At 67.6% G+C, this 18,661-nt stretch carries 17 protein-coding genes; 7 read left to right on the top strand and 10 right to left on the bottom strand.

Annotated features, from left to right (window positions below; translation table 11 throughout):
- Nucleotides 1-127 precede the first annotated feature (127 nt).
- Genes FPJ27_RS10630 through FPJ27_RS10640 form a run of 3 tightly spaced genes read right to left on the bottom strand, consistent with a single transcriptional unit; the run spans nt 128 to nt 1,475 of the window.
- Nucleotides 128-559 carry a YqaA family protein gene (locus FPJ27_RS10630; protein WP_204422853.1) on the bottom strand — a complete coding sequence of 144 codons (432 nt, stop codon included), beginning with the start codon at nt 557-559 and terminating at the stop codon, nt 128-130.
- Between the two features lie 53 nt (nt 560-612).
- Complete coding sequence (locus FPJ27_RS10635; protein ID WP_239483277.1) at nt 613-759, bottom strand: hypothetical protein; 147 nt, start codon at nt 757-759, stop codon at nt 613-615.
- Nucleotides 760-806: 47 nt separating this feature from the next.
- Nucleotides 807-1,475, bottom strand: coding sequence for a LysE family translocator (locus FPJ27_RS10640; RefSeq protein WP_072436723.1), 669 nt, complete (start codon nt 1,473-1,475; stop codon nt 807-809).
- A 287-nt stretch (nt 1,476-1,762) separates the two neighbouring features.
- Between FPJ27_RS10640 and FPJ27_RS10645 the strand changes: the two genes are divergently transcribed.
- Entirely contained in the window at nt 1,763-2,245 is a 483-nt protein-coding gene (locus FPJ27_RS10645; RefSeq protein WP_072436724.1) for an Lrp/AsnC family transcriptional regulator, read from the top strand.
- Between the two features lie 802 nt (nt 2,246-3,047).
- Here the strand turns inward: FPJ27_RS10645 and FPJ27_RS10650 are convergent.
- The gene (locus FPJ27_RS10650) at nt 3,048-4,697 is read right to left on the bottom strand and encodes an IclR family transcriptional regulator C-terminal domain-containing protein (RefSeq protein ID WP_204422854.1); all 1,650 of its coding nucleotides are present in this window, start codon (nt 4,695-4,697) and stop codon (nt 3,048-3,050) included.
- A 177-nt stretch (nt 4,698-4,874) separates the two neighbouring features.
- On the opposite strand from FPJ27_RS10650, the gene FPJ27_RS10655 reads away from it, so the two are divergent.
- Complete coding sequence (locus tag FPJ27_RS10655; protein ID WP_204422855.1) at nt 4,875-5,834, top strand: MBL fold metallo-hydrolase; 960 nt, start codon at nt 4,875-4,877, stop codon at nt 5,832-5,834.
- 157 nt (nt 5,835-5,991) lie between these two features.
- Entirely contained in the window at nt 5,992-7,359 is a 1,368-nt protein-coding gene (locus FPJ27_RS10660; RefSeq protein WP_204422856.1) for an MFS transporter, read from the top strand.
- 73 nt (nt 7,360-7,432) lie between these two features.
- On the opposite strand, the gene FPJ27_RS10665 is transcribed toward FPJ27_RS10660, so the two are convergent.
- The 4 genes from FPJ27_RS10665 to FPJ27_RS10680 form a co-directional block, all read right to left on the bottom strand.
- Nucleotides 7,433-9,223, bottom strand: coding sequence for a sensor domain-containing diguanylate cyclase (locus FPJ27_RS10665; protein ID WP_239483278.1), 1,791 nt, complete (start codon nt 9,221-9,223; stop codon nt 7,433-7,435).
- Nucleotides 9,224-9,445: 222 nt separating this feature from the next.
- Nucleotides 9,446-9,850 (bottom strand): nuclear transport factor 2 family protein, encoded by a 405-nt coding sequence (locus FPJ27_RS10670; RefSeq protein ID WP_204422857.1) that lies wholly within the window; start codon nt 9,848-9,850, stop codon nt 9,446-9,448.
- 35 nt (nt 9,851-9,885) lie between these two features.
- A complete protein-coding gene (locus FPJ27_RS10675; RefSeq protein ID WP_204422858.1) occupies nt 9,886-10,647 on the bottom strand; it encodes an SDR family NAD(P)-dependent oxidoreductase in 762 nt (253 codons plus the stop codon).
- Between the two features lie 50 nt (nt 10,648-10,697).
- Complete coding sequence (locus FPJ27_RS10680; RefSeq protein WP_072436728.1) at nt 10,698-11,498, bottom strand: SDR family oxidoreductase; 801 nt, start codon at nt 11,496-11,498, stop codon at nt 10,698-10,700.
- A gap of 136 nt (nt 11,499-11,634) precedes the next feature.
- Here FPJ27_RS10680 and FPJ27_RS10685 point away from each other — a divergent pair, with 136 nt between their 5' ends.
- Together FPJ27_RS10685 and FPJ27_RS10690 are read left to right on the top strand one after the other, a co-directional pair.
- Nucleotides 11,635-12,594, top strand: a complete 960-nt coding sequence (locus tag FPJ27_RS10685; protein WP_204422859.1) for a GlxA family transcriptional regulator — start codon at nt 11,635-11,637, stop codon at nt 12,592-12,594.
- 77 nt (nt 12,595-12,671) lie between these two features.
- A complete protein-coding gene (locus FPJ27_RS10690; protein ID WP_204422860.1) occupies nt 12,672-13,820 on the top strand; it encodes an epoxide hydrolase family protein in 1,149 nt (382 codons plus the stop codon).
- A gap of 102 nt (nt 13,821-13,922) precedes the next feature.
- Here the strand turns inward: FPJ27_RS10690 and FPJ27_RS10695 are convergent, their stop codons facing one another.
- A complete protein-coding gene (locus tag FPJ27_RS10695) occupies nt 13,923-14,414 on the bottom strand; it encodes a 2,4'-dihydroxyacetophenone dioxygenase family protein (RefSeq protein ID WP_072436731.1) in 492 nt (163 codons plus the stop codon).
- Between the two features lie 150 nt (nt 14,415-14,564).
- Nucleotides 14,565-15,506 carry a LysR family transcriptional regulator gene (locus FPJ27_RS10700; protein ID WP_072436732.1) on the bottom strand — a complete coding sequence of 314 codons (942 nt, stop codon included), beginning with the start codon at nt 15,504-15,506 and terminating at the stop codon, nt 14,565-14,567.
- Between the two features lie 105 nt (nt 15,507-15,611).
- Here FPJ27_RS10700 and FPJ27_RS10705 point away from each other — a divergent pair, with 105 nt between their 5' ends.
- The gene (locus FPJ27_RS10705; protein ID WP_204422861.1) at nt 15,612-16,970 is read left to right on the top strand and encodes an aspartate aminotransferase family protein; all 1,359 of its coding nucleotides are present in this window, start codon (nt 15,612-15,614) and stop codon (nt 16,968-16,970) included.
- A 50-nt stretch (nt 16,971-17,020) separates the two neighbouring features.
- Nucleotides 17,021-18,538 (top strand): CoA-acylating methylmalonate-semialdehyde dehydrogenase, encoded by a 1,518-nt coding sequence (locus tag FPJ27_RS10710; protein ID WP_204422862.1) that lies wholly within the window; start codon nt 17,021-17,023, stop codon nt 18,536-18,538.
- Nucleotides 18,539-18,661: the final 123 nt, after the last annotated feature.

Consider the following 18,661-nt stretch of genomic DNA (forward strand, 5'->3'; position numbering starts at 1 on the left):
GGGGCGGAACGCACGCGTCACCGCACACCGTAAGGAATACGGCAGCTTCGGCGGATTCTTTAGCGGTGCGAAGCCGGTGGCGGCGCAAGCGGGCGCCATCGACGGAGGAAAGGCTGCGTCAGTACCGTCAGTACGTCACGAGCCACGCGACGGCCAGGTAGCGGCCGACCTTCGCGAGCGTGACGATCGCGAGAAAGGTCGGCAGCGGCTCGCGCAGCACGCCGGCGATCATCGTCAGCGGATCGCCGATCACCGGCGCCCAGCTCAGCAGCAGCGACCAGCGGCCGTAGCGCGCATACCAGCGCTCGGCGCGTGCGAGCGCGGACGGCTTGACCGGAAACCAGCGGCGGTCGCGGAAGTGCTCGATGCCGCGCCCGAGCGCCCAGTTGATCACGGAGCCGGCGACATTGCCGAGGCTCGCGACGAGCACCAGCGCCCACACGGGCTCGCGCCCGGCGAGCAGCAGGCCGGCGAGCACGGCTTCGGACTGGAGCGGCAACAGGGTCGCGGCGACCATCGACACGGCGAGCAGGCCGCCGTAAGTGAGCAATTCGGACATCGCGCGATTGTACCGGTCGAGCGCCGGCCGCCCCGGGGCGCACGGTCACGGCATCATGCGGCGTCGGCGTCGGCGTCGGCGTCGGCGTCGGCGGCGTTGGCGGCGCCGGGCAGCAGGTGCGAGATCACCGACTTGTCGCCCGGTTCGTCGTTGAGCGTGCTTGCGAGCAGCTCGCCCGCGAGTTGCCGCGGCGAAAACACCGTGTGGGGTTTCGGCAGCCGCAGCCGTTCGAGGTTGCGCTTCTTGCTCAGTTCCAGCCGACCATGATCGCGCCCATCCCGACGAGCAGCCCGCCCGTCACGCGGTTCATCGCGCGCATCCGCGCCGGCCGCCGCAACGCGCGGCTCAGCCGGTGCGAGAACAGCGCCATCGACGCGACGCCGCCCGCGAACAGCAGCGCGAACGTTGCGGCGAGCAGCAGGTATTGAAGGTTCAGGCTCCAGTCGGCGTTCGGGCTGATGAACTGCGGAAAGAACGACGGAAAGAACAGCAGCGTCTTCGGATTCAGGCCCGACGTCGCGACGCCGCGCCAGAACAGCGCGCGTCCGGTGTCGGCGTCCTGCGGGACGATCGTGGCTCCGGCTCCAGCCCTGGCTGCGACTTCCGCCGATGCGGCGGGCGCGTTGACCGGCGAGCGGCCGAGCCATTGCTTGCCGCCGAGCCACACGAGATACGCGGCGCCGGCCCAGCGCAGCACGGTGAGCGCGTGTTCGTCGAGGTGGACCAGCGAATTCAGGCACAGCGCGGTCAACGCGAGTTGCAGCAGCACGGCGAGCGTGCCGCCCCACACGCACGGCAGCGCGCGGCGCCAGCCGGCGCGCAGCGCCTGGTTCATCGTGAGCAGGTTGACGGGGCCGGGCGCGTAGATGAGAACGACGGAAGCAGCGAGGAACGACAGATAAAGCCTGAACGACATGACGGGAAGTGCGAGAACGGGGATGCAGGCACCGGCTCCGCACGCGGTCGGATAGGCGTGCGGGCGGCGGGGAATCGCATGCCTGCTTGTCCGGCACCGCAACTCGTGATTGCGGCCGTGCGTCCCGGTGCGAAGGGGTTGTCGCGGGGAGCGTGCCGGGCAACAGGCATGGTGAAAATGTATCAAGCGAGCCGGTTAAAAGGCTTCCCGTTTTCCAGTAAAACGGACCCGAAACCGGAATCTTGTTCAGATAGAATGCTGATTTTCAGTAGAATATTCTTTTCATCATGGCTATCCGCGAACGCACGCCGAAAACGCTTGACAATCAGGACCGCAAGATCCTTGGTGCATTGCAGAAAAATGCGCGGCTGTCGAACGCCGAACTGGCCGAACAGATCGGCATGTCGACGACCGCGTGCTGGAACCGCACGCGGCAGCTCGAAGTCGACGGCTACATCGACGGTTACGTCGCGCTGGTCAACCAGCGCATGCTCGGCTACGCGGACATCGTGATCCTCGAAGTCACGCTCGATCGCCACGAAGACGACGCGCTCGCGCGTTTCGGCGCGGAACTGGCCGCGCTGCCGGAAGTGCTCGAGGCGTATCTGGTGTCGGGTGAATACGACTACTGGATCAAGGTCGCCGTGGACGGCACGGCCGGCTACGAGCGGTTCCTGCGCGAAAAGCTGTACAAGATCTCGAGCATCCGTCACAGCCGCTCGATGTTCGCGCTGCGCTGCATGAAGGATGTGCCTTCGATCCAGGTGTGAGGGGGCGGAGAAGGGGCGCGGCCGTCGTTGAAACGACGGCGCATGCAACTGCGCGATGGCGCGGAGAAATCCGGCGATCCGCCGCCAGGGACGGCGTTCGGCGTGGAACCGCACGCGGGTAGACAAAACGGATGAATCTTCCGTCCGCAACGATCCGGCGCAATCGCGCGCCGACCGGATAACGGTAGCCGTCCGGGCAGCCTGCGGACAAAACCGCACCGATACCGATCGGTGCCGGACCTCAAACCGACCTCAACGCTCCCGACGCGGTGAGCGCATTCAACCCCGGGGCAAGCCCGGCCAGTTTCCGCGTGGCCTGCCAGATATTCCTGTGCCGGACGCAGCGACCTCGCGGCGTGCGTCCGCACAAGCGGATCCGGCAGGTCATCGCGCCGGTTGGCGGCTGATCATTCCGTTCAGCGCGGGAGGCGCGCGTGTGCTTCGGCGATGACTTCGCAGTTCTCGAGGTGGAGCTGCCAGGCTTCTGCAAGCAGCTCGCCAACACGTGCGAGCCAGCCAGTGGATTGGGTGGAACGATCGGAGACATTAGACGTTTGCATGACGAAGCCCCATATAGGTGGCGAGTTAGGGATAACCCTAATCATAGCGAAACGTCTCCGCGTTGTGAAATGCGATTTCGTTATATGAGAATTACTGACACTTTGTGTTGCTGCTTCGCAACATGAATTGGGGCGGTCCGTCCGGTCGCGGACAGACGCGAGAAGGCCGTGGCAAGCACACGGCCTTCAAGGAGAAAGAGGGGATTAATCGAGCGACGCGGAAGAAGGCGGCGATGCGGCGATTACCGGCCGATCCACCCGAACCGCCACGACAGTCGCCGCGTCGCGGCGAGCAGCGTCTGAGCGAGGTCGCTGTCCGGCCCGCGCGGGAAGCCGCGAGACGAGCCGATGATCGCGATCACGAGCCGGATGCTGCCGGTGTGATCGAACACGGGCGCGGCGACCGTCCCGATGCCCGGCACCGGCGCGTCGAACGCGAAATCGAGCGCGTCCGCGCGGATCGCCGCGAGCCGCGCGCGGAATGCATCGTCGGCCTGGGCGGGGCCGCTGCCGGCGAGGCGCACGGGCTCGTTGGCGAGCAGGTCGGCCAGCACGTCGTCGGACATGCCGGCCGCGAAGATCCGGCCGATCGCCGTATTGACGAGCGACATCACGGTGCCGACCTGCAGGCTCACGTGCTGCGGCCGCGCCGATTCCTCGAGGCGGATCACGGTCGGGCCGAGCGGCCCGAGCGTCGCGGCGGCCACGCTCATGTCGGTCGCGGCGGCCAGCGCGACGATCTCGGCTTCCGCGTCGCGCGTCGGCGACACTCGCTGCATCGCGATCAGGCCGAGCGCCTGCCCGAGCGGGCCGCCGTCGAAGCAGCCGGCGTCGTCGCGGCTCAGCAGGCCGATCTTCTGCAGGCTGACGAGATGCGGAAACGCCTTCGCCGCCGGCATGCCGGCCGCCGCCGCGAGATCGCGCAGCGGCAGCGCACGGCCCGCCGATACCAGCGCGAGCAGCAGCTCGCCGGTGCTGTCGAGCGCGTTGATTCCGCGCTGCGCTTTCGCGTCGTCGGCCAGCGCGGGCGGCACACGCGGTGCGCCCGTCGAGGGGGCGGGCGGCGGCTCCGAAACTGCCGCGCCGAGCGACGCGGTAGCCAGCCGCGCCGCATCGCGCAAGGCCGTCGCGATCGGGCCGTCCCAGTCGACATCGATCGACCCGCTCGAACCGATCACCGTCAACGCGAGTTGCAGGCGCCCGTGCGCGTCGAATACCGGCACGCACATCGCACTGACGCCGGGGCTCGGCCGGTCGACGCTGCGTTCGATGCCGCGCGCGCGGACCGCGTCGAGTTCGGCCAGTTGCGCTTCGGCATCCGGCGCGGGCTGCGTCCCTTCGGCGCCCGCGAGCGTATCGCCTGCGCCGACCTGGCTGGCCGCCATCGCGTCGAGTTGCGCGGGATCGCCGAATGCGCGGAACACGCGGCCCGTCGCCGTCGTATCGAGCGACATCACCGAACCGACGTGCAGGTTCACGTGCAGCGGATAGCCGCCGTGCTCGATCCGTACGATCGTCGGGCCGAGCACGCCCGGCACCGACAGCGCAACGCTCAAGCCCACCGCTTCCGCGAGCCGCGCCGCGTGCGGCAGCGCCGCGCGGTAGGCCGGCTGGCGCTCGATCGACATCAGCCCCAGCCGCAGCGACAACGGGCCCGGCTCGTAGTTGCCGGTGATCGCGTCGCGCTTCACGAGCGCGAGCCGCGTCAGGCTGACGAGATAGGTATGCGCCTGCGCGGTCGACAGGTCGGCGGCCGCGGCCAGCTCCGACAGGCCGAGCGGCTTGCGCCGGCGCGCGAGCGCGTCGAGCAGCCGGCCGCCGACCTCGACACTCTGGATCCCGCGCTGCGCCTTGGGCGGCGCGCCGTCCGCGCTGACTTCGTGGTTCTGCACGCGATGATTCTTCCGTTGACGAAACCCCGCATGGTATCCGACGCCATTTGTCGCACCAGCCCACAGGTTTACCCGTATTGGACAATAGCAAGTCTATTTGTCATTGACAAATAATCGATCGGGGAAGATGATCCGTTCACACCCCTCAACACATGGCTCGCAGCCACGGAACGCAACATGGCCAAAGCATTCGCCTCCCAAGCCGATCTGGAAGAGAAGAAAGTCACGTGGACGAAGCTGTCCGAGAACGCGTACGCATACACCGCCGAGGGCGACCCGAACTCGGGCGTGATCATCGGCGACGACAGCGTGCTGATCGTCGACACGACCGCGACGCCCGCGATGGCACAGGACCTGATCGCGAAGATCCGCAGCGTGACCGACAAGCCGATCAAGCACGTGGTGCTGTCGCATTACCACGCGGTGCGCGTGCTCGGAGCGTCCGCGTATTTCGCCGAAGGCGCGCAGCACGTGATCGCGAGTCGCGGCACCTACGAGATGATCGTCGAGCGCGGCGAGGCCGACATGAAGTCGGAGATCGAGCGCTTCCCGCGCCTGTTCGCCGGCGTCGAGACGGTGCCCGGCCTGACCTGGCCGACGCTCGTGTTCGAGCGCGAGATCACGCTGTTCCTCGGCAAGCTCGAAGTGAAGATCATGCATGTCGGCTCGGGCCACACGAAGGGCGACACGATCGTCTGGCTGCCGTCGCAGAAGGTGCTGTTCTCGGGCGACCTCGTCGAATACGACGCCGCGTGCTACTGCGGCGACGCGCAGCTCGAACAGTGGCCGGCCACGCTCGAGGCGCTGCGCGCGCTCGGCGCCGAGAAGCTCGTGCCGGGCCGCGGCCCCGCGCTGCTGAATCCGGCCGACGTGAACAAGGGCCTCGACTACACGAAGGATTTCGTCACGACGCTGCTCGCGCAGGGCCGCAAGGCCGTGGAACGCAATCTCGACCTGAAGGCGTCGATGGCGCTCACGCGCGAAGCGATGGATCCGAAGTTCGGCCACGTGTTCATCTACGAGCACTGTTTGCCGTTCGACGTGTCGCGCGCGTTCGACGAGGCGAGCGGCATCGAGCATCCGCGCATCTGGACTGCGCAGCGCGACAAGGAAATGTGGGCCGCGCTGCAGGACTGAGCGGCACACGGCGGCGGGGCGTTCGCGTGAGCGCGTCGCCGTTTCACTGAGGGCGGCGGTTTCCGCCGCCATATCCGGTCTCACAAGAAAGCAGGGCGCATGCACGCCCTCGGAGACTGCTGCGCGCTCGAATCGCGCGGCCCGTTTGGAGAGAGACATGCCCCAATCGCTTCCCGCCGAAGCGACGCTCGCGCCCGCGAGCGCTTCGGTATCCTCATCGACGTCGGAATCCGGCGACGCGCTGCTGTTCCGCAAGATCGCGTGGCGGATCGTCCCGTTCCTGTTCCTCTGCTACGTCGTGTCGTTCCTCGACCGCATCAACATCGGCTTCGCGCAGTTGCAGATGAAGCACGATCTCGGCTTCAGCGATGCGATGTACGGCCTCGGCGCCGCGGTGTTCTACGTCGGCTACGCGTTCTGCGAAGTGCCGAGCAACCTGCTGCTCGCGCGTTTCGGCGCGCGCCGCACGTTCACGCGGATCATGCTGCTGTGGGGCATCGCGTCGACGGGGATGATGTTCGTGTCGCAGCCGTCGCATTTCTACGTGCTGCGCTTCCTGCTCGGCGTGTTCGAAGCCGGCTTCTTCCCCGGCATCGTGCTGTACCTGACCTGGTGGTTCCCCGCGAACCGGCGCGCGGCCGCGATCTCGGTGTTCTTCGCGGGCGTCGCGGTGGCCGGCGTGCTCGGCGGCCTGATGTCGGGCTGGATCATGCGCGACATGAGCGGCGTGCTCGGGCTGCACGGCTGGCAATGGATGTTCGCGATCGAAGGCGCGCCGGCGATCCTGCTCGCGTTCGCCGCGTTCACGTTCCTCGTCGACCGTCCGCAGGAGGCCGCATGGCTCACGACCGATGAAAAGGCGCGCGTCGCCGCGCTGTGCGCGGACGGCCGCGGGCATGGCGGCGCGCACGACGGGCGCAGCCTGGCGGCCGCGCTCGCGAACCCGCGCGTGTACCTGTTCGCGTTCATTTATTTCTCGCTGACCTGCGCGTCGCTGACGCTCAATTTCTGGATGCCGCTGATGATCCGCGACTTCGGCGTGACCGACGTCGTTGCCGTGAGCCTCTACACGGTCGTGCCGAATGCGGTCGGTGCGGTCGGGCTGATCCTGATCGCGCGCCGCTCGGACCGCACCGGCGAGCGCCGCAGGCACTTCGCGTGCTGCACGATCGGCGGCGGGCTCGCGCTCGCGGCGCTGACGCTGCACCTGCACAGCTTCGCGGCGATGCTCGCGTGCCTGTCGATCGCGGCGACGCTGATCTTCGCCGCACTGCCGATCTTCTGGGCCGTGCCGACCCGCTACCTGTCGGGCAACGCGGCCGCGGCCGGGATCGCGCTGATCAGCAGCATCGGGATCACGAGCGGCATCGTCAGCCCGTGGGTGATCGGGATCATTCGCACGCGCACGGGCAGCATGGATCTCGCCGTGTACCTGCTGGCCGCGCTGCTGGTCGCCAGCGGCGTCGCGCTGATGCTCGGCGTGAAGGGCGGCGATGCGCTCGTACGAGCGGAAGCTCAACATTGATCGTGAGCTCGGGCGACCGGGTGGCTGGTGTTGTCGCCGTCCGGTTCGGCGCGGGTGGTCCGCACCACTTCGGCTACGCCCGATACACCTCGATCCGGTTGCGGCCGCGATCCTTCGCGAGATAGAGCGCCTTGTCGGCGCGCGACAGCGACTGGTACGCGCCGAAGTCGGACTCGCGCATTGCGTCGATACCGATGCTGACGGTCAATTCGACCAGTTGGTTCTCATGCATGAGCCGCGCCAGCATCGCGCGTTGCTGCAGGCGCCGCGCAAACGCGATCGCCGTATCGAGGTCCGATCCCGGCAGCACGATTGCGAATTCCTCGCCGCCGATCCGGCCGACGATGCCGTCCGGCCCGGTTTCCGCGAGCAGCAGCCGCGCGAAATGCCGGAGCGCGCGGTCGCCGAGCGGATGGCCCCAGCGGTCGTTCAGCGCCTTGAAGTGATCGAGATCGAGCATCAGCACCGCGGCGGCCCGGCCGGTCGCACGCACGCCGCGCAGCGCGGCTTCGCTTTGCCGCATGAACGCGTGGCGGTTCGACAGTTGCGTCAGGTGGTCGGTCGTCGCCATCCGCTGCAGTTCGGCCTCGATGCGCTTGCGCTCGGTCGCATCGGTGATGAAGCCGTGCCACACGGTGCCGCCGTCGGCCATGCGTTGCGGGCGCGCATCGCCTTCGCGCCAACGCAGGCCCTGGCCGGGCAGCAGCACGCGATATTCGAGGCGCCACGGCGTCAGTCGCGCGGAAGACTCATGCAGCGATTGCCGATAAGCGATCAGGTCGGCCGGATGGATCCGCGTCTCGACCGCCTCCGCGTTGCGGGCGATCTGCTCCGGTGTCAGTTCGTAGATGTCGCGGATACCCGCACTCGCATAGGTAAAGGTGCGGCGCCCGTCGGCCGCCTGCCGTAGCTGGAACACGAGCCCGGGAACCTGATCGGTGAGATCCGTGACGAGCGCGGCCGAGTCGCGCAGCCGAGCGGCAAGCTCGCGCAGCGCCGTGATGTCGGTTGTCGTGCCGACCATGCGCAGCGCGCGGCCGTTGCCGTCGCGGCTGATCACCTTGCCGCGGCTGCGGATCCATTTGTACGTGCCGTCCTTGCAGCGGATGCGGTGCTCGACCTCGTAGCTGTCGGTCCGGCGCTCGAAGTGCGCGAGCATGGCCGCCTTCACGTCGTCGGCATCGTCCGGATGCAGCCGTTCGTACGCATCCTCGATCCGGCAGCTCAGCTCGTGCGGCGCGTAGCCGAGCATCGCCTTCCAGGTCGGCGAGTAATGGATCTCGCCGGTTTCCACGTTGCGATCCCACACGCCGGTGCCGCTTTCGGTCAGCGCGAGCGTCGTCAGCGTGCTGTGTTCCTCGACGATGCCGAGCCGTTCGCGCAATGCGGCTTCCGCGATGGCGCGGGCGAACGCGCGCTCCGCGAGCGACGCGAGGTCGTGCAGGAATGCGCGCTGGGTGGCGTCGAGTGCCAGACCGGAATGGCTGGCGAGGCACAGCGCGCCGAGCGGAGTGCCGTCGGGCGCGGCCAGTTCGCAGGCTGCGACGACCTGCGGCGTGTGAAACGGTCCGTTGCCTATGTCGGGCACGACGATTCGTCCGCCGGCAGGCGAATCTCGCTCGACGCATGACGCGAAGGTATCCGGCCGAAGCGTTTCGGGGAGCGTCCCATCGGACGCCAGCAAGCATTGCGCGCGCGCGACGAACGCGCCGGCCGTGCCGAAATGCGCGCGTGCCACGCGGCATACGGTGTCGAGTTCGGGGAGCGGCGGCAGATCCGGCGGATGGTCGGCCGATATGCGCGGGGAAACAGGCGGGGAGACGGGCATGCTGCCGGTCTCGGTGGTGAACATACGAAGCCGCATGGTCGAATTCCGCAACGGTCGATTGCCCGGATGATCGGACGGATTGCGCCCGATATGGCGCTGCTTCGGAAACTGCAGCGGTAGAGCTTACTGTTGAGCAAAATCCAAGGCAAGCGGGCGGGAATCGGCGTTCCATGTCACCTATTTGCGCCGCTGGGGAAAGAATCCCCGGCGGCATCCCGGCGCGCCTGCGCCGGGCTTTTCGTCAGACGAACGATCGTATCAACCCGTGTGCGGAAATGCGTCGCCGAACATCGGATGGCCGCCGGCCGATTCGGCGCGCGTCGCCTCGTCTTGCAGCACGTCCCAGTGCTCGACCAGCTTGCCGCCTTCGATCCGCAGGATATCGACGGCGATCAGCGCGACGGGGCTTGCCGAGTTCGTGTACCGGCTGTGCACCCACACGAAGTCGCCGTTGGCGGCGACCCTGTCGTATTCGAAACGCAGGCCGGGCATCGAATCGACGAGGCCGAACAGCCCGTCGCGGCCGGCCGGAACGAGCCGGCTGTGCTGCACGTAGTCGTCGGCCCAGAATTGCGCGGCGCGCTCGTAGTCTTTCCGGTTGAACAGCGTATCCAGCGCGTCGAGGACGAAGGCCGTGTTTTTCTCTTCCAGTGCGGTCGTCATGATGTGTGCTCCGATGACGGGTTTCCCGGGCGATGTCATTCGACCGGAATCGGGTTGTCGACGATGAATTGGTTGAATTGCTCGACGAATGCGTGCTCGTTCGGCCCGGCGTTGTCGCGCAACGGCCTGGCCGCCTCGACGACGACTTCCGTCGTCGCGGTTTCGAGCAGTGCCAGCGTTTCGGCGACGAACGCGTCGACCGGCATCGCGCGCGGGTCGCCGCTCTTGTGCACGAGATCGGTGTCGACCCACGGCGGCGCGATTTCGAGCACGCGCACGCTGGTGTCGCGCAGCGCGAAGCGCTGCGACAGCGTGTAGGAGTGAATCGCGGCCTTCGTTGCCGAATAGAGCGCCGTCGCCGCGAGCGGCACATACGCGAGCACCGAGCTGTTGTTGATGATCGTCGCATCGGGTTGCCGCTTCAGGTGCTCGACGAACGCCGCGCTGACGCGCACCGGGCCAAGCAGGTTGGTATCGACGAGGCGAACGGCCTGTGCGTCGTCGAGCGGGCCGCTCGCATCGTCGAACGGCATGATGCCCGCGTTGTTTATCACGACGTTCAGCGCCGGATAGCGGTCGATCAACCGGGCAGCGATCTCGCGAATCTGCGCGCCGTCGCCGACATCGAGTTCGACCGTGTCGATATTCGGGTGCTGCCGCGCGATCTCGTCGAGCAGCGCCTTGCGCCGGCCGGCGACGATCACCTTGTTGCCGCGCCGCTCGAGCGCGATCGCGAGCGCGCGGCCGATGCCGGAAGTGCCGCCGGTGATGAAGACGGTATTGCCGCTGAGTTTCATGATGCGTGCTCCATTTGTCTGATCGGATCGGGGAGAAGCGAAAACAGGAATCAGCGCGCCGCCGCATAGCGCGGCGCCGGCGTATCGGTCGACAGGTGCGGCGCCATCGTCTGGCGCGCGGCCTCGTACGCATTCCATTCGTCGGCCGCGTGCAGCGACGGAATCGTCACGAGTTCGCCGCGATCGAAGCCGACCAGCGCCGCGTCGACCATGTCGGACGCCGACATCACGATTTCCTTCGGCAGGTGCTCGAGCGGCAGGCCGCCCGTCTGCCAGAAATCGGTGGCCGTCGCGCCGGGCAGCACGGCCTGCACCTGCACACCCTTGCCGCCGAGCTCGTGGTGCAGCGACTGGCTGAACGCGAGCACGAACGCCTTGCTGCCGCCGTACACGCCGTTCAGCGTTTCCGGCGAGATCGCGACGATCGACGAAATGTTGATTACCGCGCCGCGGCCACGGGCGACGAAGCCGGGCACGGCTGCATAGGTGAGGCGCGTGAGCGCGGTCACGTTCAGGTCGATCATCCGCGTCATCGCGTCTACGTCGCTGTCGAGCAGCGGGGCGTGCGTGCCGACACCCGCGTTGTTCACGAGCAGCGTGATGCTCGCGTCCTGCTTCAGCTTCGTTTCGACGGCGGCGAGTGCCGCGCGGTCGTTGAGGTCCGCGTCGACGATCTCGACGCTGCGCCGCGTGTCGTTCGTGATGCGCTCGGCGAGGGCGGCCAGCCGGTCGCGGCTGCGCGCGACCAGGATCAGGTCGTAGCCGCGGCGCGCGAGCCGGTCCGCGTAGATTGCGCCGATGCCCGACGACGCGCCGGTAATGAGGGCGGTACCGCGATGTGCTTGAGTCATGATGTCGCTCCGTTTTCGATGAAGTGGCCGAATGGCGTGAATGCATTCTGGCTTCGAATCGCTGCGACACAAATGACGTAGATGGGTATGATTCAGGACGCCGGGCCGAAGACACGCCCGGGACTGGAGAACACACATGCACCGAATCGGCTTTCTGATCAGCGACGGTTTCCAGATCATGGCGCTCGCCGCGCAGTCGGTGTTCGAGTACGCGAACATGGGTGCTGGCGAGCCGTTCTACGTGATGGAAAACTATTCGGTCGATGGCGGCGACGTGCGCTCGTCGCTCGGGCTGTCGGTCGCCACGCGCGCGCTGCGCGGGCGGATCGCCGTCGATACGTGGATCGTCGCGGGCGTCAACGATCCGCTCGCTGCGCCGGCGCCGGCCGGCGTGGTCGCGTTCCTGCGCCGCACGAACGCACGCGCACGGCGGATCGCCGGCATTTGCACGGGCGCGTTCGTGCTGGCCGAGGCCGGGCTGCTTGCGCAGCGCCGCGCGACGACGCACTGGGCGTTCGGCCGCGACATGCAGCGGCACTACCCGGAGATTCGCGTCGAGGAAGACCGGATCTACATCGTCGACGGGCCGATCTGGACGTCGGCCGGGATGACGGCCGGCCTCGACCTCGCGCTCGCGATGGTGGAAAAGGATCTCGGCGCCGATGCCGCGCGCTCGGTCGCGCACAAGCTCGTGATGAACCAGCGCCGGGCCGGCGGCCAGTCGCAGCATTCCGAAATGCTCGATCTCGCGCCGAAATCAGACCGGATCCAGAACGCGTTGAACTACGCGCGGCAGAACCTCGGCCGTGCGCTGACCGTCGAGGATCTGGCCGATGCCGTCCACCTGAGCCCGCGGCAGTTCAGCCGCGTGTTTACGCTCGAAACGGGGCAGTCGCCCGCGAAGGCGATCGAGAGGCTGCGGCTCGAAGCCGCGCGGCTGATGATCGAACAGAGCCGCCATCCGCTCGACGTGATCGCGAAGGAGAACGGGTTTCGCGATCGCCGGCACATGCGCGAGGCGTTCGTGCGCGGGTTCGGCGTGCCGCCGCAGGCGATGCGGCGCGATGCGCGGGCGGACGAGCGGGAAACAGGCTGACGCGTGGGCGCGAGCCGTTCGTCGCGGGCCGGAAAAATGGCGCAGAATCTCGTCGATATTCTTCGCGAGGAGAAACGATGCACACCGCCCCGTTCAACATTGCGATTCCCGATCACGCGCTTGATGACCTGCGCCGGCGCCTGCGCGACATGCGCGCACCGATGCTGACACCCGCCGGGCCGTGGCAGCAGGGTGTCGAAGGTGCGTGGCTGCGCGAACTGACCGCGTACTGGGCCGAACGCTTCGACTGGCGTGCGGTGGAGCGTGCGCTGAACCGGCTGCCGCAGTTCGTCGCAGATGCAGGCGGGCAGCGCGTGCATTTCATCCATCGACACGGCGTCGGGCCGAGGCCTTATCCGCTCGTCGTCACGCACGGCTGGCCGGGCTCCGTATTTGAATTCGACGCGCTGATCGATCGCCTCTGCGACCCGGCGGCGTTCGGCGGCGATCCGGACGATGCGTTCGACGTCGTCGTGCCGTCACTGCCGGGCTTCCTGTTCTCGCCGGCGCCCGCGGCACCCGGCGTGTCGGCATTTCAGGTCGCCGACCGCTGGGCGGCGTTGATGTCCGGTCTCGGATATCGACGCTTCGGCGCGCAAGGCGGTGATCTCGGCGCAGGCGTGTCGATTGCGCTCGGCGCGCGACACGCCGACGTGGTGGACGGCATCCATCTGAACTACCTGCCCGGCAGCTACGAGCCTCCGACCGACGCGGCTTCGCCGCTGACCGAGGACGAACAGGCCTTCGTGACGCAGCGCGGCGAGTGGGCCGCGATGGAAGGCGGATACGCGCATATGCATATGACGAAGCCGCAGACGCTGGCCGTCGCGCTCAACGATTCGCCGGCCGGGCTGGCCGCGTGGATCACCGAGAAATTCCGCACGTGGAGCGATTGCGACGGCGACGTCGCACGGCGGTTTTCGCACGACGTGCTGCTGACCGGAATCTCGCTCTACTGGTTCACCGGCTGCATCGGCTCGTCAATGCAGATGTATTGGGAAAACCGGCTGCAGCCAATGCGCTTCGCGGCCGGGCAACGCGTGGCGGTGCCCGTTGCGTTTGCGCGTTTTCCGAAGGAAATCAGCCACCCGCCGCGCAGCTGGCTCGAACGGGTGTTCGACGTCGTGCAGTGGACCGACATGCCGCGCGGCGGCCATTTTGCTGCGATGGAAGAGCCGGATCTGCTGGCCAACGATATTCGGCGATTTTTCCGGCGTTTTCGGTAATGCGCGGGTAGGCCGGGGAAGCTGGCGAAGTTCGCAGGCGGCCATCCGCGCATTAGCGAGAGCCGGCACCATGCGGATCATGACGCGACGATGCCGCCTGCCTTACCGTGTGACAAACGGCGCAGCGTCGTCCGGCGCCGTGCGCGCATGCTTGCGCTGGCGCAGCAGCGCGACGCGGCAGTTCTCGCGCGCGGTCTCGCGGCCGTCGTCGTCGAGCAGCACGAGATCGCCGCGCATCACGTTGAGCGTGATCACGTCCTCGCCCGGCGCGCCGAGCGTTTCCGGCGTATGCACCGAGCCGGCCGGTTCGAGCACCGTCGAGCCGGCGTGCGCGACCCAGTCGTACTCCAGGTAGCGCCACGCACCCTGCAGCGTATGGACGAACACCTCGCCATCGTGGCGATGGCGCGGCAGCGTGCCGCCGGCCGGCATCTTCAGCAGCGCGGTCAGCGTGTCCTCGGCCGCATTGATGTGCAGATACTTGATCGCCAGCCCCGGCAGGTCGGCGCTCATCGGAAGCCACGGCAGCGCATCGCCGGGCAGGCACGAGATCGGCGGCAGGTCGGTGGAGAGCGGGGCGGACGGTTGCGTCATGGCGGGGCGGCGGAACGGGAATGGGGAGCCCGCATTATCGCAGAGCCGGATTGTGAGGCTGAACGGCGGCGGTTCGCGCGCGGCGCACGGCGCTGAACGCGATGCCCGCGCCGCCGTTCCCGCGCGGCGCGGCGCGGACCGTCGCGCCGGCTACGCTTTCACGTCGTGCGCGGCTTCCAGGCACGACTGGAACAGCAGCGCGGCCCGCGAAGGCCGCGGCGAGCGCCGCAGCAGGCTCACGAACCGGCACCGGTAGTTGAACCGGTGCGGCGCGATCGGCTGCATCAGCCCCTTGTTTTCGAAGCTTTCCGCGTAATGGTCCGGCAGGAAGCCGAGATAGCGGCCGGACAGGATCAGCGTCGCGATCGATTCCTGGTCCGACGCGGTCGCGCTGCGCGTGAGCTTCGCGCGATGGCTCAGTTCCATGTTCGGCGAATGGAAGCCGAGCCCCGCGAACGCGTGGTTGCGGATCGTCGTCCACGTGAGCTTGCCGTGCGGCGCATCGTAGAGCGGATGCTGGCGGCCGCAGTACAGCAGCATCCGTTCGTCGAACAGCTCCGAATACACGAGGCTGCCCGAGTTGCGGTGCGCGGGAATGATCCCGACCTGGTAGCTGTCGTCGATGATCCCGCGCTCGACCTCGTTGATCGACGCGACATGCAGGTTCAGCGCGACGTCGGGTGCCTCGTCCGCGAATCGGCGGATCGCGTCGCCGAGCCGCGCGTTCGGGTTGGTGGCCGTCTTGTCGAACACCGCGATGTGCAGTTCTCCGCCCATCCTGTCGTGAATACCGTCTATCCTGCTGCGAAAGGCCTCCATCGACGCGAGCAGTCGCAGCGTCTCCTCGTACACCGTCTGCCCCTCGGGCGTCAGCGTGAAGCCCGCGCGGCCGCGCCGGCACAGCACGAGGCCGACGCGCGTTTCCAGATCCTTCACGTGCCGGCTGATCGTCGAGATGCCGATATTCAGTTCCAGTTCGGCCGCCGCCATCCCGCCGCACTGCACGACGCCCTTGAAGACCCGCAGCAGGCGCAGATCCATGTCGCTGAGCTGCCCGAGCAGCGCGCGGCTCTTCGGTTTCTTTGCTTGCATAGTTGAGCAAGTGAACATTGATATTGCGATATTGAAGAGACTAATTGTCGTCCCGACAATGTGCAACATCATCACAAGAAGGAGGGGCGCGCCGCGCCGACCGACATGACCGACATCACCACCGCCGCGCAGCAGGACGACACGACTATCCGCACCGACGCCGCGTGGCTCGACGCGCACTGGATGCCGTTCACGGCCAACCGCCAGTTCAAGGCCGATCCGCGCATGATCGTGTCGGGCAACGGCGCGTATTACACGGACGCCGAAGGCCGCAAGATCTTCGACGGCCTGTCGGGCCTCTGGTGCACGGGCCTCGGTCACGGCCGCACGGAAATCGTCGAAGCCGTGAGCCGCCAGGTCGCGCAGCTCGACTACGCGCCGGCGTTCCAGTTCGGCCATCCGAAGTCGTTCGAGCTCGCCAACAAGATCAAGGACCTGACGCCGGCCGGCCTCGACTACGTGTTCTTCACGGGTTCGGGCTCGGAAGCGGCCGACACGTCGCTGAAGCTGGCCCGCGCGTACTGGCGCGCGAAGGGCAAGGGCACGAAGACGCGGCTGATCGGCCGCGAGAAGGGCTACCACGGCGTGAACTTCGGCGGCATCTCGGTCGGCGGGATCGGGCCGAACCGCAAGCTGTTCGGCCAGGGCCTCGACGCCGATTTCCTGCCGCACACGCAACTCGCCGAGAACAAGTTCTCGCGCGGGATGCCCGAGCACGGCGCGGAGCTGGCCGACCGCCTGCTCGACCTGATCGCGCTGCACGACGCATCGAACATCGCGGCCGTGATCGTCGAGCCGTTCTCCGGTTCGGCGGGCGTGGTCGTGCCGCCGAAGGGCTATCTGAAGCGGCTGCGCGACATCTGCACCGCGCACGACATCCTGCTGATTTTCGACGAGGTCATCACGGGCTTCGGCCGTGCCGGCGCGATGACGGGCGCCGATGCGTTCGGCGTGACGCCGGACATCCTGAACTTCGCGAAGCAGGTGACGAACGGCGTGCAGCCGCTCGGCGGCGTGATCGCGACGAAGGAAATCTACGACACGTTCATGGCGGCAGGCGGCCCCGAGTACATGCTCGAATTCCCGCACGGCTACACGTATTCGGCGCACCCGGTCGCGTGCGCGGCCGGCGTCGCGGCGCTCGACCTGCTCGTCAAGGAAGACGCGGTGGCCCGCGTGCGCGATCTCGCGCCGCATTTCGAGGCGGCCGTGCACGGGCTGAAGGGCCAGCGCCACATCGCGGACATCCGCAACTACGGCCTCGCGGCCGGCCTGACGATCGCGGCGCTGCCGGGCGAACCGGCACGGCGCCCGTACGAGATCGCGATGCGCTGCTGGGCGAAGGGCTTCTACGTGCGCTACGGCGGCGACACGATCCAGCTCGCGCCGCCGTTCATCTCCGAGAAGCGCGAGATCGACAACCTGGTCAACGCGCTGTCCGATTCGCTGAACGAAGTGGACTGAGCCGCGGCCCGCCCCCAAGCGACAACCGAATTGACGAAAGAGCCAGACAGATGAAACACGACAGCAAGGTGACTTCCACCCTCGGCCACCTGATCGACGGCAAGCGCGTCGACGGCGGCAGCCGCGTCCAGCCGGTGTTCGACCCGGCCACCGGCGAATCGGACAAGAGCGTCGCGCTCGCCGACAAGCTGACCGTCGAAGCCGCGATCGCGTCCGCGCAGGCAGCGTTCCCGGCGTGGCGCAACACGCCGCCGCTGAAGCGCGCCCGTGTGATGAGCCGCTTCAAGACGCTGCTCGAGGAGCACGCCGACGAGCTGTGCGCGCTGATCACGGCCGAGCACGGCAAGGTGCTCGCCGACGCGATGGGCGAACTGCAGCGCGGGATCGAGAACGTCGAATACGCCAGCTACGTGCCCGAGCTGCTGAAGGGCGAGCACAGCAAGAACGTCGGCCCCGCGATCGATTCGTGGAGCGAGTTCCAGGCGCTCGGCGTAGTGGCCGGCATCACGCCGTTCAACTTCCCGGTGATGGTGCCGCTGTGGATGTGGCCGATGGCCGTCGCGTGCGGCAACACGTTCGTGCTGAAGCCGTCCGAGCGCACGCCGTCGTCGACGCTGCGCATGGCCGAGCTCGCGCTCGAGGCCGGCCTGCCGCCGGGCGTGCTGAACGTCGTGAACGGCGACAAGGAAGCGGTCGACACGATCCTGACCGACCCGCGCGTGAAGGCAGTGAGCTTCGTCGGCTCGACGCCGATCGCCGAATACATCTACTCGACCGGCTGTGCGAACGGCAAGCGCGTGCAGGCGCTCGGCGGCGCGAAGAACTTCGCGGTCGTGATGCCCGACGCGGACATCGGCAACGCGGTGAACGCGCTGATGGGCGCCGCGTACGGCTCGTGCGGCGAGCGCTGCATGGCGATCCCGCTGGTCGTCGCGATCGGCGACGAGACGGGCGACCAGGTCGTCGCGGGCCTGAAGGCCGAAATCGACAAGATGAAGGTCGGCCCGGGCAACGGCGCGGGCATCGACATGGGCCCGCTCGTCACGCAGCAGCACTTCGAGAAGGTGACGGGCTTCGTCGAAGCGGGCGTGGCAGCGGGCGCGACGCTCGTCGTCGACGGCCGCGGCGTGAAGGTCGACGGCCATGACGGCGGCTACTACCTCGGCCCGTGCCTGTTCGACAACGTGAAGCCCGGCATGCCGATCTACCAGCACGAGATCTTCGGGCCGGTGCTCGGCGTGATCCGCCTGAAGTCGCTCGACGAGGCGATGGCGCTGATCGACGCGCACGAATACGGCAACGGCACGTGCCTGTTCACGCGCGACGGCGAGGCCGCACGCTACTTCAGCGACAACATCCAGATCGGCATGGTCGGTATCAACGTGCCGCTGCCGGTGCCCGTCGCGTACCACTCGTTCGGCGGCTGGAAGCGTTCGCTGTTCGGCGACCTGCACGCATACGGCCCGGACGCCGTGCGGTTCTACACGAAGCGCAAGACGATCACGCAGCGCTGGCCGTCGGCCGGCGTGCGCGAAGGGACGGTGTTCAGCTTCCCGTCGAACCGCTGACGCGCATGCCGGCTGCATGCGTCGCCGGCCTGTCGGCTGGCGATGCAAGGCGGCCAACGTGAAGATGCGAAGGCCCGCCCCGGTCGACGACGATCCGGGCGGGCTTTTTTACGTCCGCGCCGG

The sequence above is a fragment of the Burkholderia sp. MS455 genome, assembly GCF_016899445.1.
Classification (GTDB): Bacteria; Pseudomonadota; Gammaproteobacteria; order Burkholderiales; family Burkholderiaceae; genus Burkholderia; species Burkholderia pyrrocinia_C.

What these genes read in the sequence shown, in the direction of transcription:
- FPJ27_RS10630 (WP_204422853.1), bottom strand. Translation starts at nt 559, where the DNA reads ATGTCCGAATTGCTCACTTACGGCGGCCTGCTCGCCGTGTCGATGGTC.
- FPJ27_RS10640 (WP_072436723.1), bottom strand. Translation starts at nt 1,475, where the DNA reads ATGTCGTTCAGGCTTTATCTGTCGTTCCTCGCTGCTTCCGTCGTTCTC.
- FPJ27_RS10645 (WP_072436724.1), top strand. Translation starts at nt 1,763, where the DNA reads ATGGCTATCCGCGAACGCACGCCGAAAACGCTTGACAATCAGGACCGC.
- FPJ27_RS10655 (WP_204422855.1), top strand. Translation starts at nt 4,875, where the DNA reads ATGGCCAAAGCATTCGCCTCCCAAGCCGATCTGGAAGAGAAGAAAGTC.
- FPJ27_RS10660 (WP_204422856.1), top strand. Translation starts at nt 5,992, where the DNA reads ATGCCCCAATCGCTTCCCGCCGAAGCGACGCTCGCGCCCGCGAGCGCT.
- FPJ27_RS10665 (WP_239483278.1), bottom strand. Translation starts at nt 9,223, where the DNA reads ATGCGGCTTCGTATGTTCACCACCGAGACCGGCAGCATGCCCGTCTCC.
- FPJ27_RS10670 (WP_204422857.1), bottom strand. Translation starts at nt 9,850, where the DNA reads ATGACGACCGCACTGGAAGAGAAAAACACGGCCTTCGTCCTCGACGCG.
- FPJ27_RS10675 (WP_204422858.1), bottom strand. Translation starts at nt 10,647, where the DNA reads ATGAAACTCAGCGGCAATACCGTCTTCATCACCGGCGGCACTTCCGGC.
- FPJ27_RS10680 (WP_072436728.1), bottom strand. Translation starts at nt 11,498, where the DNA reads ATGACTCAAGCACATCGCGGTACCGCCCTCATTACCGGCGCGTCGTCG.
- FPJ27_RS10685 (WP_204422859.1), top strand. Translation starts at nt 11,635, where the DNA reads ATGCACCGAATCGGCTTTCTGATCAGCGACGGTTTCCAGATCATGGCG.
- FPJ27_RS10690 (WP_204422860.1), top strand. Translation starts at nt 12,672, where the DNA reads ATGCACACCGCCCCGTTCAACATTGCGATTCCCGATCACGCGCTTGAT.
- FPJ27_RS10695 (WP_072436731.1), bottom strand. Translation starts at nt 14,414, where the DNA reads ATGACGCAACCGTCCGCCCCGCTCTCCACCGACCTGCCGCCGATCTCG.
- FPJ27_RS10700 (WP_072436732.1), bottom strand. Translation starts at nt 15,506, where the DNA reads ATGCAAGCAAAGAAACCGAAGAGCCGCGCGCTGCTCGGGCAGCTCAGC.
- FPJ27_RS10705 (WP_204422861.1), top strand. Translation starts at nt 15,612, where the DNA reads ATGACCGACATCACCACCGCCGCGCAGCAGGACGACACGACTATCCGC.
- FPJ27_RS10710 (WP_204422862.1), top strand. Translation starts at nt 17,021, where the DNA reads ATGAAACACGACAGCAAGGTGACTTCCACCCTCGGCCACCTGATCGAC.